16 protein-coding genes, 1 other RNA gene and 1 pseudogene are annotated in these 15,018 nt (G+C 49.6%); 7 read left to right on the top strand and 11 right to left on the bottom strand.

The window, feature by feature from the left end:
- Positions 1-68: 68 nt before the first annotated feature.
- The 7 genes from serA to ssrS form a co-directional block, all read right to left on the bottom strand.
- Positions 69-1,298 carry a phosphoglycerate dehydrogenase gene (gene serA / locus AC4PME_RS04010; protein ID WP_119502144.1) on the bottom strand — a complete coding sequence of 410 codons (1,230 nt, stop codon included), beginning with the start codon at positions 1,296-1,298 and terminating at the stop codon, positions 69-71.
- A gap of 138 nt (positions 1,299-1,436) precedes the next feature.
- Complete coding sequence (gene rpiA, locus AC4PME_RS04005) at positions 1,437-2,096, bottom strand: ribose-5-phosphate isomerase RpiA (protein ID WP_119502143.1); 660 nt, start codon at positions 2,094-2,096, stop codon at positions 1,437-1,439.
- 59 nt (positions 2,097-2,155) lie between these two features.
- The gene (locus tag AC4PME_RS04000) at positions 2,156-2,776 is read right to left on the bottom strand and encodes a 5-formyltetrahydrofolate cyclo-ligase (protein WP_491044996.1); all 621 of its coding nucleotides are present in this window, start codon (positions 2,774-2,776) and stop codon (positions 2,156-2,158) included.
- A complete protein-coding gene (locus AC4PME_RS03995) occupies positions 2,760-2,975 on the bottom strand; it encodes a hypothetical protein (protein ID WP_119502141.1) in 216 nt (71 codons plus the stop codon). Before AC4PME_RS03995 ends, AC4PME_RS04000 begins: the two co-directional genes overlap by 17 nt.
- Before the next feature lie 76 nt (positions 2,976-3,051).
- The gene (locus AC4PME_RS03990; protein WP_303572919.1) at positions 3,052-3,993 is read right to left on the bottom strand and encodes a nucleoside hydrolase; all 942 of its coding nucleotides are present in this window, start codon (positions 3,991-3,993) and stop codon (positions 3,052-3,054) included.
- Positions 3,994-4,011: 18 nt separating this feature from the next.
- Complete coding sequence (locus tag AC4PME_RS03985) at positions 4,012-4,908, bottom strand: ribokinase (protein ID WP_491044995.1); 897 nt, start codon at positions 4,906-4,908, stop codon at positions 4,012-4,014.
- Positions 4,909-4,930: 22 nt separating this feature from the next.
- A non-coding RNA gene (gene ssrS, locus AC4PME_RS03980) (6S RNA) lies at positions 4,931-5,113 on the bottom strand.
- Positions 5,114-5,442: 329 nt separating this feature from the next.
- On the opposite strand from ssrS, the gene AC4PME_RS03975 reads away from it, so the two are divergent.
- The 4 genes from AC4PME_RS03975 to AC4PME_RS03960 are packed head-to-tail and all read left to right on the top strand — an operon-like array spanning position 5,443 to position 9,709.
- Complete coding sequence (locus tag AC4PME_RS03975; protein ID WP_491044994.1) at positions 5,443-6,009, top strand: UPF0149 family protein; 567 nt, start codon at positions 5,443-5,445, stop codon at positions 6,007-6,009.
- A 2-nt stretch (positions 6,010-6,011) separates the two neighbouring features.
- Positions 6,012-7,319 (top strand): Xaa-Pro aminopeptidase, encoded by a 1,308-nt coding sequence (gene pepP, locus AC4PME_RS03970; protein ID WP_491044993.1) that lies wholly within the window; start codon positions 6,012-6,014, stop codon positions 7,317-7,319.
- A 3-nt stretch (positions 7,320-7,322) separates the two neighbouring features.
- Positions 7,323-8,519, top strand: coding sequence for a 2-octaprenyl-6-methoxyphenyl hydroxylase (ubiH, locus tag AC4PME_RS03965; RefSeq protein WP_491044992.1), 1,197 nt, complete (start codon positions 7,323-7,325; stop codon positions 8,517-8,519).
- A gap of 17 nt (positions 8,520-8,536) precedes the next feature.
- Positions 8,537-9,709, top strand: a complete 1,173-nt coding sequence (locus AC4PME_RS03960) for an FAD-dependent monooxygenase (RefSeq protein ID WP_491044991.1) — start codon at positions 8,537-8,539, stop codon at positions 9,707-9,709.
- Here AC4PME_RS03960 and AC4PME_RS03955 read toward each other — a convergent pair.
- From AC4PME_RS03955 to AC4PME_RS03940, 4 genes are all read right to left on the bottom strand, one after another.
- Positions 9,672-9,968: a hypothetical protein gene (locus AC4PME_RS03955; protein WP_491044990.1), complete on the bottom strand. Its 297-nt coding sequence runs from the start codon at positions 9,966-9,968 to the stop codon at positions 9,672-9,674. The genes AC4PME_RS03960 and AC4PME_RS03955 overlap by 38 nt on opposite strands.
- Positions 9,969-10,175: 207 nt before the next feature.
- Positions 10,176-11,369 carry a porin gene (locus tag AC4PME_RS03950; protein ID WP_491044989.1) on the bottom strand — a complete coding sequence of 398 codons (1,194 nt, stop codon included), beginning with the start codon at positions 11,367-11,369 and terminating at the stop codon, positions 10,176-10,178.
- 86 nt (positions 11,370-11,455) lie between these two features.
- Positions 11,456-11,584, bottom strand: coding sequence for a hypothetical protein (locus tag AC4PME_RS03945; RefSeq protein ID WP_269748645.1), 129 nt, complete (start codon positions 11,582-11,584; stop codon positions 11,456-11,458).
- Between the two features lie 108 nt (positions 11,585-11,692).
- Complete coding sequence (locus AC4PME_RS03940; RefSeq protein ID WP_303572928.1) at positions 11,693-12,541, bottom strand: LysR family transcriptional regulator; 849 nt, start codon at positions 12,539-12,541, stop codon at positions 11,693-11,695.
- Between the two features lie 139 nt (positions 12,542-12,680).
- Between AC4PME_RS03940 and gcvT the strand changes: the two genes are divergently transcribed.
- From gcvT to AC4PME_RS03925, 3 genes and pseudogenes are all read left to right on the top strand, one after another.
- Complete coding sequence (gcvT, locus tag AC4PME_RS03935; RefSeq protein ID WP_491044988.1) at positions 12,681-13,760, top strand: glycine cleavage system aminomethyltransferase GcvT; 1,080 nt, start codon at positions 12,681-12,683, stop codon at positions 13,758-13,760.
- Positions 13,761-13,792: 32 nt separating this feature from the next.
- The gene (gcvH, locus tag AC4PME_RS03930; protein WP_119502131.1) at positions 13,793-14,182 is read left to right on the top strand and encodes a glycine cleavage system protein GcvH; all 390 of its coding nucleotides are present in this window, start codon (positions 13,793-13,795) and stop codon (positions 14,180-14,182) included.
- Positions 14,183-14,272: 90 nt separating this feature from the next.
- A pseudogene (locus AC4PME_RS03925) lies at positions 14,273-15,018 on the top strand (glycine dehydrogenase (aminomethyl-transferring)); the annotation flags it as partial.

Genomic DNA, 15,018 nt, shown 5'->3' with positions numbered 1-15,018 from the left:
GAAGAGATAAAAAAATCCGGTGTACAGAGACACCGGATTTGATTTTGAACATAATCCTTTCGAAGGGATCAGTGCAGAAGGCGGGTTTTAATTGTGCCTTTGATGTTTTGAAGCTGGGCCAGACCTTCATCGGCTTTGTTTGCTTCCACATCAACAACTACGTAACCGATATCTGCAACGGTTTGCAGATACTGAGCTTCAATGTTGATACCTTTTTCTGCGAATGTCTGGTTAATCTGGTTCAGTACACCCGGACGGTTTTCGTGGATGTGCAGTAAGCGTGAACGGCCGGGGTGATCCGGTAAGGATACTTCAGGGAAGTTCACTGCAGACAGCGTTGAACCGTTGTCTGAGTATTTCGCCAGTTTACCGGCTACTTCAATACCGATATTTTCCTGCGCTTCCTGTGTGCTGCCGCCCACGTGGGGGGTAAGGATCACATTATCAAACTGACGCAGCGGTGATTCGAATTCTTCAGTATTCGATTTCGGCTCAACCGGGAATACATCGATAGCGGCACCGGCAAGGTGTTCGCTTTCCATAGCTTCAACCAGTGCATCGATATCAACAACAGTACCACGGGACGCATTGATAAGAATGGCGCCTTTTTTCATTTTCGACAGTTCTGCTTTACCAATCATGTCTTTAGTAGACAGGGTTTCAGGAACATGCAGAGAAACGACGTCAGATGTCGCCAGAAGGGTATCCAGCGATTTCACCTGCACAGAGTTACCCAGTACCAGCTTGTCTTCAATATCGTAGAACTGAACGCGCATGCCCAGGTGCTCAGCAAGAATGCTCAGCTGTGTTCCAATGTGGCCGTAGCCAATGATACCCAGCGTTTTACCACGGGCTTCGTATGAGCCTACAGCACTCTTTTCCCACTCACCACGATGGGCTTTGGCATTCTTGGACGGTACGCCGCGAAGAAGAAGAATTAACTGGCCCAGCACCAGTTCTGCAACAGAACGGGTGTTAGAAAATGGCGCGTTGAATACAGGAATGCCTTTAAACTGAGTGGCTTTCAAATCTACCTGATTGGTACCGATACAGAAGCAACCTACAGCAACCAGCTTTTCAGCGGCCTGAACCACGGCCTCAGTGATCTGAGTACGTGAACGGATTCCGATAAAGTGAACATCCTTCACTTTTTCGATGAGATCTTCTTCTGACAGGGAGGTCTTCAGATACTCAACATTGGTGTAACCGTTACTGTTTAAGGTTTCAACGGCACTTTGGTGAACGCCTTCCAGTAGCAATATACGGATCTTGTCCTTGGGTAGGGATACTTTACTCATTGCCTCACATCTCGAATAGTTGGTTGCAAAAAGACATCTGGACGTCTATATGGGCAAAATAACAGATATCGTTGTTGGTTAAAAGCGCTATTTCATTCAGCAAGCCTTATATCCGGCTTGCTGACAGGGTGATTAAGTTTAGTCGCTGACCGTAATTACGCCCGAACCGGTTGCTACCAGTACAATATCTGCGCCACGGTTGGCAAAAATACCGTTAGTGACTACGCCGGCCAGACTGTTAATAGCATCTTCCATTTCACGGGGATTAATGATGTTCAGGTTGTGAACATCCAGTATCACGTTGCCGTTGTCAGTCACCACGCCTTCACGGTAAACCGGATCGCCACCCAGTTTTACCAGCTCTCTGGCTACGTAAGAGCGCGCCATGGGAATGACTTCAACAGGGAGCGGAAATTTGCCCAGTACCGGTACCTGTTTGGTGTCGTCTACAATGCACACGAAAGTTTTCGCTACCGCTGCGACGATTTTTTCACGCGTCAGGGCTGCGCCGCCGCCTTTGATCATGTGTTTGTGTTCTGTCACTTCATCAGCGCCGTCAACATAAACAGAAAGGCTGTCTACTTCATTCAGCGAAAACACTTCAATGCCGTGGGCTTTAAGTTTTTCTGTTGATGCGTCTGAGCTGGATACTGCGCCAATAATCTTGTGTTTAATGTCTGCCAGCGCATCAATAAAAAAATTGACCGTTGAGCCTGTGCCCACACCAACAATGGTGTCCGGCTCTACATATTTTATGGCTGCTTCAGCTACAGCTTTCTTCTTCGCGTTCTGATCCATAGGGGTTCTCCAAAGTTTTGCAGAAGTTTAACTGAAAACTGCAGGAATGGGAGACGAAATTAAGGGCAATTAGTCTTATCCGGCCGTATTACGCCGGAAGGCGTGATGATGAGATCCAGGGGGAAATCCCAGGGTTCAACCGGCAGCGCGTCAACCTGCTGGCAATCATGTGCGATACCGGCAAGCAGGGGGCGGGAAGCTGCGTTGCGATAGGGCGCCAGCGTACGATCGTAAAATCCGCCACCCATGCCCAGCCGGTTTCCTTTTTCGTCGAAACCGGTGAGCGGCATCAGAATTAAATCATGACGGGAAAAAGGTATCACATCAGGGCAGCGTAACTGAGGCTCAGCAATATTGAAGCGGTTATTCACCAGTATGGTGTTGTCATGATAGTGCAAAAATAGCAGATGCTGACGGTTAAACGGATGCAGTACCGGCAGGCTGACGATTTTATTCTGGGCTGCCGCGGTGGTAATGGTGTCCGAAAGGCTGACTTCTCCGTCGTTTGCCAGGTATGCCGCTACATGCGTGGCTTGTTGCCATTCCGGCAGTGCCGTCAGCTCACGGCTCAGGCTTACGGCAGCCTGAGCCTGCGTCTCTTCAGACAGGTTGTTGCGGCGTAACCGCAGTACTTTACGTAATTCCTGACGTGTTAATCCTGCGCTACTGATTTTTTCCATCGGGTAATAAGAAGAAACTTAAGGTGTCGCAAAGTGTATCATTATTCACAGGCAGTGTGAGGGCGGCATCAATGCCGGTTTGCCGCAATTGTTTGTCTTCAGTGAATAAGTCTTCTGTTAAAGCCACTATAGCTAAACAGGGGTCCTGTTGTCTGAACTGAGTGATTTCTTCATTTTCCGGTAATGGCGGTTGAATCATGATTTCCCCGGGCTGTCCTTAAGTCATAAAAAAAGCGCCCGGAGGCGCTTTTAGCAGGGAAATACTCCTCCGGACTTTATAAAGCGTAGGTGTCGATGAACAATTGTTCCAGTTTTTCGTGATTAACATCGGTTGCGACATCAATCATTTGCGCTTCAGTCCATAGCGGGCTTGGTGTTGAACCTGCCGGAGCGACGACTGTTTGTCCTCTGTCCAGTTCACCGGTACCTACACGGGCGTGGCCACGGGTAATGGTAAACAGTTCAGGGTTGACCAGCCAGGCCAGCGGATACGCGTCGTGGAAGAAACACACACGTTCTTCACGGTTTTGCGAGTAAAAGTCGATATAAAACTGTGATGCACGCTTAACGAAGCCACCCAGTTTTTCATTACCCGTTTCCAGAGTATCCAGGAAAGACGGTGCGAAAGGCGCTTTCAGCGTAACATCAAGGCCAAACATGGTAACAGGCCAGTCGGCAGCGAATACAATGGCTGCGGCGTGGGCGTCGTTCCAGATATTGGCTTCAGCCACCGGCGTTACGTTACCGGGTACAAATGCCGCGCCGCCCATAATCGCGACACCTTTAATCAGCTTGGGTAATTCCGGCTCAAGGCGCAATGCCAGCGCCAGGTTACCCAGCGGGCCAATCGCAACCAGGGTGATTTCACCGGGATGTTTGCGGGCCATATCTACGATGTACTGTGCTGAACTGCGGGGATCGAGCTCCCGCTCAGAGGCTTCCGGAAACGTATTACCGAAGCCGTCATCACCATGCACGAAATGGGCATAACCTGACTCAGGGCCAACCCATGGCATGCCCACACCTTGCGTGACAGGAATGTCCTGACCGGCGTATTCACACAGGGTCAGCGCATTTCTGGCAGACATGGTTACCGGAACATTACCGAAAACGGTAGTCAGGCCCAGCACTTCAATTTCAGGATGTTGAAAAGCAAAAAAGATCGCCATTGCATCATCGATGCCCGGATCAGTATCAAGAATAATTTTGTGTGTCATAGTTGTCCTTTTGAACTATCAGACATGTTTCGCGAGGAAGCGGTCTACTTCCTTCTGCTGCGGTATAGATTGTGCGGCACCTTCACGGGTAACGGCGATGGCAGAGGCGGCACAGCCACGGATAAGTGCTTGTCTGGCGTCTGTGTGATTGCTGTAGGCCGATAAAAAATAACCGATAAAACAGTCACCGGCGGCGGTGGTATCAACAGCATCCACCGTAAATGCGTCTACTTTGATCACATCGCCACTTTTACGCAGCATTATCACGCCGTCTTTACCCAGTGTAAGAATCACTTCGCCATGTTGCCAGTTAGCTTTAAACCAGGTGACGATATCTTCAACATTGTCCTGCCCGGTAATCGCCGCAGCTTCGGTTTCATTTACGATGAGCAGGTCAACACATTCCAGCGGTAAAGACTTAACTGATTCGCTCATCGGCGCAGGGTTAAAGGCAACTTTCAGTTGCTTCTCTTTTGCCTGCTTCAACATATCAGCAATGCTGCTGGTCTCATTCTGGGTAAGTACCCAGTCAGCTGAACTGGTGTCACTGAGGGCTTTTCTGACTGTCGCTTCATTGATTGTCTGATTAGCACCGCCGAACAACACTATGGCGTTCTCACCGTCAGGGGTTACCTGAATAATGGCATGGCCGGAGGCCGTTTCGGTACAGGCAACATACTGACAATCAACGCCATGGCGAATTAATGTTTGTTTGAATGCCGCATCAGACTGATGAATTGCGCCCACGTGCTTAACATCAGCACCGGCCTGTGCCAGTGCAATAGACTGGTTTGCGCCTTTGCCACCAAGCAACTGAGTGTATTTTGTTGATGCCAGTGTTTCACCCGGCTTTACGAAATGATCTACGTGATAGACGTGATCGATATTTATCGAACCAAAATTAATGACTGCCATTTCTACTTTCCGTCGAAAGAGGGCGCCTTCCGAAATGCCGCTGTTCATCGTTCGCCCGTGAACCGAAATGTTCAGGGCGGAAGAATCTTCATAGCCGTAGGCTTCCCGGTACGCGCCGGGCTTGCACAATAGCTACGCGGTCATCTTCCTTGGTTTAAAGCATCGGCCAGGGACATGAATGAACTGGCAAACATTCCAGAAGACAGTGTAATTAAAAAACAGCGCAACAGAGTATATCAAACGACACGGTTCGTGAAGCAGATCACACTTAAAGTTTTGAGAACTTTTCAAAAAAGGCTGTTTTATTGGCTCTAAGCCTGCTGTAGCAACGTATTGCATGCCTGACCATTTGGTTAAGCTTGTTGCTTTATTGAGCAGGTTTTATCGATAACAGTGTTGATCCTAAAGCATTATGAGGAACGTGAAAAGGGGAGAAAGACTGACTGCTCAAACACTGTCCATGAAATTGGTTTAAACTGGGTTTTAAGCAGCCTTTTTGGTAGCATGACCGCAATTAACTGATGGAAAGAATACGTGGATAAACAACTCGATTACGACCGTGTCACTAATGTGTTGTCACAATACGATGTCATCGCAGACGGTGCTGAAATTCAGGGCACATTGTGCGGTATGTTATGTGGCGGTATGGCGGTATCAGAACGGAAGTGGCTGGATGTACTGAAAGACACCATGAATGAGGGCGCTGCGTTTGCCCCGGAACTGACCGTGGTGCTTACCGATGTATTCAATGAATTATGTCAGCAACTGATTGAAGCAGAATTTTCCCTCAATCTGATGTTGCCGGATGACAAAGCACCGATCAATGACCGTGGTCTGGGTCTGATTAACTGGGTGCAGGGCTTTATGCTTGGTTTTGGGTTGTATCAGCAAAACCTGATGCAATGTTCTGAAGACGTCAAAGAAGCGTTGCAGGATTTCGCCGATATCTCCCGCATGGAAGAGCCTATGACCGAAGATGAAGAATCTGAGCGGGCGCTGTTTGAAGTGGTGGAGTACGTCAAAATTTCTGCACTGCTTTGCTTCAACGAACTGGGCGAGTCGCTGCTCGACGATCAAAAAGATAAACCTTCCGTACATTGATCATGATAAGCAAACAGGAATTTATTGCGCGCCAGCACCGCTTGCTGGCCTTGTGTGAACCGGAAAGCGTGGTAGTGATCCCCGCTGCTTCGCTGATAACACGCAGCCGCGATACAGAATATCCTTTCCGCCAGAACAGCGACTTCTGGTATCTCACCGGTTTTGACGAGCCAGATACCATGTTGTTGCTGTCGAACCACAGCCAGTTTTCCGACCCTTACCGTGCAATGGCGTTTCGTCCGAAGGACAAAACAGCCGAAATCTGGCAGGGCAGGCGTTTAGGCGCTGATGCCGGTTTGTCAGAGTTTGCTCTGGATGAAGCGTTTGAGCTGAGCGAACTGGAGGATGTGCTGTCAGAATGGCTTGGCGGACACGACCATGTGTATTTTCCGTTTCAAAGTCCGTTGCGGGAAACCCTGTTTGCTTTGCACAATAAGCTGGCGGCAGCACCGAAGGAAAATATTTCTCCGGCGGCACTCTGTGATGTTACACCGTTAATTCATGAAATGCGGTTATTCAAATCTTCCTGTGAAATTGCGCTGATGCAGGCTGCCGGAAAAATCTCTGCGCAGGGACATATCCGTGCCATGAAGTTTGCTCATCCCGGTTGTTACGAATATCAGCTTGAAGCAGAGCTGCATCACGAATTTGCTATGTCCGGTGCCAGACATCCTGCCTACGGCACCATTGTGGGCAGCGGCGATAATGCCTGTATTTTGCATTACACCGAAAACAACGCGCAGATTTGTGACGGTGATTTGATCCTGATCGATGCCGGAGCAGAATATGCGGGTTATGCTGGTGACATCACGCGGACCTTTCCGGTAAATGGAAAATTCAGTGCGCCACAGCGCAGTATCTATCAGTTAGTACTGGATGCTCAGCTTGCCGTACTCGACAGGATTGGGCCCGGTATGACGCTGAACCAAGCCGGTTTAATTGTCGCTGAAGTACTCACCGCCGGTCTGGTTGAACTGGGCCTGCTGAAAGGCACTGTGGCAGAAAACCTTGAAGGTTTGCATTACCGGCAGTTCTTTATGCACGGCATAGGGCATTATTTAGGACTGGACGTACATGATGTGGGTGACTACCGTCAGGACGGTGAAGATCGCCCGCTGCAACCGGGTATGGTGATCACTATCGAACCCGGACTTTATATTGCGCCGGACGCAGATGTGCCCAAAGCCTATCGCGGTATTGGTGTGCGTATTGAAGATAACCTGGTGATCACGGCAACCGGTGCTGACGTAATAACTGCAGATGTACCGAAAGAAATCAGTGAAATTGAAGCGTTAATGAGGAAGTCATAACCGGTGTCTGAATTTGATGTCGTGATTATCGGAGGCGGAGCAACAGGTAACGTTATTGCCCGCGGATTGCTGAAACACACCGGCTTTTCTGTCGCGCTGGTAGAAGCCAACGCTTATACCTCAGACGGTTCCCATCCGGGCTTCGATGCCAGAGTGATTGCACTGGCAAAACGCACCGCGGATGAACTGGCCGCGCTGGATATCGACGCAGGTTCTGCCGGTGCCGTGCCCATCAAGCATATTCAGGTTTCAGACAAAGGAGCTGCCGGGCTTTGCCAGCTCAATGCCGATGACTTTCACGTCAGCCATTTCGGGCAGGTAATTTCATTGAAGCACCTGGGTGAAGCCCTGCAAATTCCGCCGGAGACCCCGGGATTAAGTTTGTTTTGTCCATTGCATGTGAGTTCAGTGAGCCGCACTCAGGATGCCACGGAACTTACCCTCAGCAACGGTGAAACCCTGCGCGCCCGGCTGGTTGTTCTGGCAGATGGTGGCCGTTCGCCACTGCATGAAGAACTCGGGTTTGAGCGTACCACAGAGGATTACCGGCAAACTGCCATTGTGGTGAATGTCATCACGCAAAAACCTCACGAACATCTTGCTTACGAGCGATTTACCCCGGAAGGCCCGGTGGCATTTTTGCCTTACGATCCGGGCTTTGCCACCGGACACCGTAATGCCTGCGGCTTTTCCGTTGTATGGACGGTGTCGCCTGACCGGGCGGAAACCCTGATGCAGTCCGGTGATAGAGCTTTTATCCAGGCGCTGCAGAATGATTTCGGCTGGCGGCAGGGCGCAATTCTGCAAGCCGGTGAGCGTACTGCGTATCCCCTGACACTGCAGCGTACGGTGAATACCACCACGCATCGCGCAGTCGTGTGTGGCAATGCCTCGCAAACACTTCATCCCATTGCCGGGCAGGGTTTTAACCTTGGCTTACGTGATGCCTGTGCGCTGGTGGCACAACTGGCTGATGCTGATGATCCCGGTGCTTTTCATGTGTTGCGCCAATATGCGCTGAACCGTGAGCAGGACAAGAGGTCAACCATCACGCTGACCGATGGCCTGGTCAGGTTGTTTTCCAATGATAACCGGGGTTTGCTGGCAGCCAGAAATGCCGGTTTGATGGCGATGGATAACTGTCCGTCGCTGAAATCGTTTTTTGTCAGACAAACCACCGGATTTGCCCCGGGCGCATAATATTCAGGAGAAAGAGCATGGATACAGTGGATATTGCTATTGCGGGTGGCGGCATGGTGGGATTAAGCCTTGCAGCAGCCTTGCATGACAGCGGCATATCTGTGGCCGTGATCAGCGACCAGCCATTTTACCGTGAGATGCCGTCAGAACCTGCGTTACGGGTCAGTGCAATTAACGGGGCTAATTATTCAACGCTGTCAGACCTTGGCGTATGGCAGCGCATGCCGCAAGAGCGGGTAAGTGCCTATCACACGATGTCCGTCTGGGATAAAGACAGTTTCGGAAAAATTCACTTTTCGAAGGAAGATTTACCCGCGCCGCAGCTCGGACATATCATTGAAAACCAGTTGCTGACCAATGCGCTGGCTGACACGGTAGCGCAGCAGTCTCACGTAAAATTAATCGAAACCCGTATTCAGAAGGTACTCAGCGGGCAGCGCGAAACCATGCTGATGCTGGAGAACGACCAGGTACTGGCCTGCCGGTTACTGGTCGGTGCCGACGGAGCGAATTCTTTTGTGCGCCGGCAAGCTCAATTTCCTCTTACCTTCAAAGATTACGGTCATACGGCAATCGTCGCCACAGTGAGAACCTCCGAACCTCACGAACAGTGCGCGAGACAAGTGTTTACCCCGGACGGACCGTTAGCGCTGTTACCTTTATCTGAGCCGGATCTGGTTTCTATAGTTTGGTCTCAGACAAATGAAGTGGCATCGTCTTTAACAGGGTTGAGTGATGAAGCCTTTAATCATGCCCTCAGTGCAACCAGTGACGGTGTTCTGGGCGTGTTAACGGTAGAAAGTGAAAGACACAGCTTCCCGCTTACCATGCGTTATGCCAGACAGTGGGCAAAGAATGGCATGGTTATTATCGGTGATGCGGCACATACCATTCATCCGCTGGCGGGGCAGGGAGCGAACTTAGGGATGCGTGACGCTTTTGCGCTTGCAGAAACCCTTAAAACCTGTGTTCAGGATGATAAAGATTTTGCATCTCTTGAAAAGTTACGGGCGTTCGAGCGGGCCAGAAAGGCTGATGCAATGGCGGTGGTAGCGGCAATGGACGGGTTTAAAACGTTGTTTGCCGGAAATCATCCCCTGAAGAAATTTGTGCGCGGGGCCGGGCTGGTAATGACAGACGCCATTCCCGCTATCAAGCGTCAGTGGCTGGCTCAGGCGATGGGTTGGTAGCACGCAGCAGCGCATTCAATGATTCCCGCGTAAAGCGGGATTCACCACTTTCGAAGCTCTGAGTCTCAATCTCTACTTCCCCTTCAGCCAGCAGTTTCATCGTCAGCACATCTTCGTTATAAAGCTCTGCAACGATTTTCAAATCGTTTGCATTTTCTATACTTCTGACTCTGTAGTGACAGCGTTGACAATAGCTTGACAACGCTGTCAGCAAAAGAGAATTTACTTGACGTAAATCAACCCCGATGTCGTTTTTCATAATATTTTCCGGTTAACTGTGTAAAGGGGCAGGAAGAAAAGTTGCCACATGAAAGCTTTTACACATACCGGATGGCGACCATCCGGCAACTATTTTTAGAATCATAGTTTTTGTTAGTATACTCTTCAGTATAGTCAGGTAATTTAGACAAAAGTAGTAATTTTTGTTGGTAAGATGGGTAAGCAATAATGCTGAATTCGGCAGCGGTTAAAAACTGACATCCCATTGTAAGCGCCAGGTTATCCTGTCTCTCACCTCTTCACTCTGTTGTTCCATGCTGATTTGACTGACTTCAGCGGTCACTTTATTGTTATGACCGTTGATAAACCAGTTAAATGCCAGTGTGCGCTCGTAAAATCTGTCACCATCATCACCGGTTTTCGGATCGTACGTGGCATATCTGGCTGCCACTTCAAGCGGCGCAGGCCACCAGGCAAACTGTTCATTTAAGAAGTATCCGGCCTGCACGTAATAGCCACGCAGGGTTGTTTGCCGGTTCCCGTTAATTCTGTCGGTGACCTCTTTTTCGTGATATTCGCCCTGAGCGTTAAAACCCTGATAGAAGAATGCGCCGTCGACGAGATATTGTTTTACGTCGTATTGGTCAGGGGTTTCACCAATATCGATATTATCCAGTGCGCCCGGGCCCGACGAGGAAAAGCGGGTGTAGATACTGCGATATTTGGCGCCGGCTACAGCAACAGCGGCTGCAGGTTCTGGCGTGCGTTTGATATCACTGTTTTTAAATCCGGTTTCCTTACCCAGAAAGTTCCACTGGAAGCGTCCGGCATACATGGGGTTGCCATCGTGATTGTGATATTCACCGCGACCGGAACCGGTTAACAGAGCTGTCCAGTAATTAAAGTTTGCCGCGCCGCCTTCATCAATATGCCCATAAACCGACATACCCTGCTGGCGATCCAGAGTAAAAACACGGTTGATGATTGAGCGGTCCATCATTTGCTGTCCACCGCTGCTCACGCTACGTTCGCGTGAGTATTCCACTTTCCACTGACCGAACTTCACCTTTAGTCCGTCATATTTTTCCAGCGCAATGGTGGCGTTTAATGTGCGGGAATCTGCGGCGTCGTACTCCCAGTAGTATTTTATCCATTCACGAACAGCGTGTCCGCCAACCTTTAGCCGGGCACGGTTAATATCGAACTGATTGCCACTTTTAGCAATGAAATCGCCAATGTCGTTGGGTTGCCCGGCGCCAGGGCTGGCAAAGCGAAACTGTGCTCTGCCACGGATTTGCACGGAATACTGATTATCCGCTGTAGAATAAGTCAGGCCGTTACCCTCGTAGTCTGAGAATAAAGACGTGGCATTGCTGTTAAATGCAGAAAGAACGCTGAATGTAATGAAAAGAAAGCGTAGAGAAGAACAAGTAAAAGACACATTTCACCTTGCAGCCGGTAAGAATGGCAGCGGAGTGTATAGTCTTTAGTCGTATATTCAAAGGTGATTGTCACAAAACTGACATATTAAACGACCCATGACATACCAATAGCCGCACCCGCTCCCATGCCCAGAGTAAAAAGCAGTACACCGGCAAGCAGATTTTCTGCCGGAAACCTTGTAGTTGATACTGGCGGCGTATGTTCGTGGTTCACAGTGGCATCCTTATCTATGGTTGATTAATAATGTTAAGTTTTAACCACTTCATACTAAGCATACTGCCAGCCCGGAACCACTGAACTCATGAACGGATCTGAAACAGATTAACGCTGTAGCCTGCTTTTTATAAACTCCGCCAGCGTGCGGCTGACCACCGGATGCTGGGTATCCTGATTGAACAGGCAAATATTGACTTTACCCAGGCGGGGCAGGCGGCTGTCTTTTAAGATAGTTAAATTCTCCGGCATACTGGAACGGGCGAGGGCGGTGATCCCCAAACCCTGCTGAATAGCCGCAACCAGACCGCCTAAATCAGCATTGGTATAGGTAATTTTCCATACCCGTGTTTGCTGCTTTAATTCATCAATCACCCGGCTGCGGTACATACAACCGTCCGGAGCGAGCACTAAAGAAATATGGTCGCTTACCAGCGGTCTGGCGGCATCACCTACCCACACCATATCGTCTTCCAGCACCAGTTCACCACCGGCTTCCGTATCAGGATTCACCAGGGCCAGAATTAAATCGAACTGACTGCGCCTTGAAGCATGGAGCAGATCGCGGCTTAGCGATGAGGTCACTTCCAGTGAAACATCCGGGTAGCGCTTGGAAAACTCACCAATTAAACCCGGTAACAGTGTTGATGCGAATTCATTCGGAATACCAAGACGCAGGCGGCCACTTAACGGAGCCGGAGTTAACGACCGGAAAATGGCATCGTTCATCTCAAGCAATTCTTTTGCTTTGGGGTAAAGCCAGTTGCCATCGTTACTGGGCAGGTGCCGCTGACCCACTTTGGTAAACAATTTCCGGTCTAACTGCTCTTCCAGTTTTTTGATTTGTAAGCTGATGGCAGGCTGGGAACGGCCCAGCCATTCGCCTGCTTTAGCATATCCACCTTGCTCAATAACACTCACGAAAGTACGTAAGTTATCTAACGACAACTGCTTCATAATGATTTGAAATGCTGATGATATGAGTTTCTTATATTATATTTGCAAATGTAAGGATAAGAAATTCCAATTTGATTGGTCTTTTGCCGTAACCCTATACTTTGTGCTGTTTTTATCACATCGAAACGGACAAAGTCGCATGACGAATACCACCGCATTACACGCTAAGCACCTTGAAGCTGGCGCAAAAATGGTCGATTTCTTCGGCTGGGATATGCCAATCAATTACGGTTCACAAATCGAAGAGCATCACGCGGTGCGTAAAGACGCCGGTATGTTCGATGTGTCTCACATGACCATTGTTGATGTCACAGGCGCGCAGGCAAAAGATTATCTGCGCTACCTGCTGGCTAACGACGTAGCCAAGTTACAGGTTAAAGGTAAGGCGCTTTACAGCGGCATGCTGAACGAAGAAGGCGGTGTGGTTGATGATCTTATCGTGTATTTCTTCGATGAAACTAACTATCGCCTTGTAGTGAACTCCGCCACCCGCGAAAAAGACATGAACTGGCTGAAAGACAAAGCCAGCGGTTTTGATGTCACCATCACTGAAAAGCCGGACTTCGCGATGATTGCCGTTCAGGGCCCGAATGCGAAAGAAAAAGCCGCTACGCTGTTCAGCGCTGCTCAGAAAGAAGCGGTTGCCGGCATGAAGCCGTTCTTCGGCGTACAGGCGGAAGATTTATTCATTGCTACTACCGGTTACACCGGTGAAGCAGGCTACGAAATTATGGTTCCCGCCGCGCAGGCAGGGCAGTTCTGGCAGGATCTGCTGGATGCAGGTGTTAAGCCGTGTGGCTTAGGTGCACGTGACACGCTGCGTTTAGAAGCCGGTATGAACCTGTACGGTCAGGATATGGACGAAACCGTCTCTCCGCTGGCTGCCAACATGGGCTGGACCATTACATGGGAACCGGCAGACCGTGATTTCGTCGGTCGCAAAGCATTAGAAGCACAAAAAGAAGCCGGTACTGACAAACTTGTCGGCCTGGTAATGACCGAGAAAGGCGTGTTACGTCACGGTTTAAAAGTGCGTTCAGAATCAGGAGAGGGTGTGATCACTTCAGGCACCTTCTCACCAACATTAGGGCATTCCGTTGCACTGGCCCGGGTACCTGCCAATACAGGTGATACTGTAGAGGTGGAAATGCGTAAAAAGTGGGTTACAGTAAATGTGGTTAAGCCCAGCTTTGTACGCAATGGTAAAAGTGTATTGTAATCCCAACATCAAGGAATAATCAGGAACTTATTATGAGCAATATCCCAACCGATTTACGTTATGCATCAACTCACGAGTGGGTTCGTCCTGAAGGCGATGGTGTTTTCACTGTAGGTATTTCTGAGCACGCTCAGGACTTACTGGGTGACATGGTATTTGTTGATTTGCCTGATGTGGGCGACGCGGTAAGTACCGGTGACGACGTGTGTGTCGCTGAGTCTGTTAAAGCTGCATCTGATGTATACGCGCCAATCAGCGGCGAAATCGTTGCGATCAACGATGCGCTGGAAGACTCTCCTGAGCTGGTAAACAGCGACCCGTACGGAGACGGCTGGTTATTCAAGATTAAAGCGGATGATCCTGCTGAAGCTGAAGGTCTGCTGGACGCAGAAGGCTACGAAAACAGCATCGACGAAGACTAATTCGTTACAGAGCCAACATCCAAAAAGGCTTAAAGGGGCAATTTAAGCCCCTTTTGTTTTTATAACCCATTGCAAGTGCTTAACAAAACTATGTCGAATTCATCCCTTACTTTGGCTCAGTTAGAGCAAAAAAATGCCTTTATCCGCCGCCACGTCGGCCCGGGTGAAGAAGAAATTCAAGCCATGCTGGCATCTGTGGGCGCTGACTCACTGGATGATCTGATGGCTCAAACTGTACCGGCAGCTATTCAACTGGATAAACCCATTGAAGTAGGTGGTGGCGAGACAGAAGTTGATGCACTGGCTGCACTGAAAGCCGTGGCTTCTAAAAACAAAATCAACCGCTCTTTTATCGGTATGGGTTATTACGACACCCACGTACCGAACGTTATTCTGCGTAATGTGCTGGAAAATCCGGGCTGGTACACGGCATATACGCCGTATCAACCTGAAATTGCCCAGGGCCGTCTTGAAGCCATTCTGAACTTCCAGCAGGTTACTATTGATTTGACCGGTCTGGAACTGGCCTCAGCCTCATTGTTGGACGAAGGCACAGCGGCCGCAGAAGCCATGGCTCTGGCCAAGCGTGTTTCGAAAAACAAAAAAGCGAACCTGTTCTTCATCGCTGATGATGTGCACCCGCAAACCAAAGACGTGGTAGAAACCCGCGCAGAAATGTTTGGTTTCGGTATTGTTACCGGTCCTGCAGAAGAAGCCGCAGAGCACGATGTGTTCGGTGCGCTGTTGCAATATCCGACTACCACCGGTGAAGTAATAGATATCAGCGACATCATTGCAGCGGTACAAGCTAAAAAAGGTATTGTTGCCGTAGCGGC

The sequence above is a fragment of the Alteromonas sp. genome (assembly GCF_984505615.1).
This window is presented reverse-complemented; position numbering and strand designations above follow the sequence as displayed.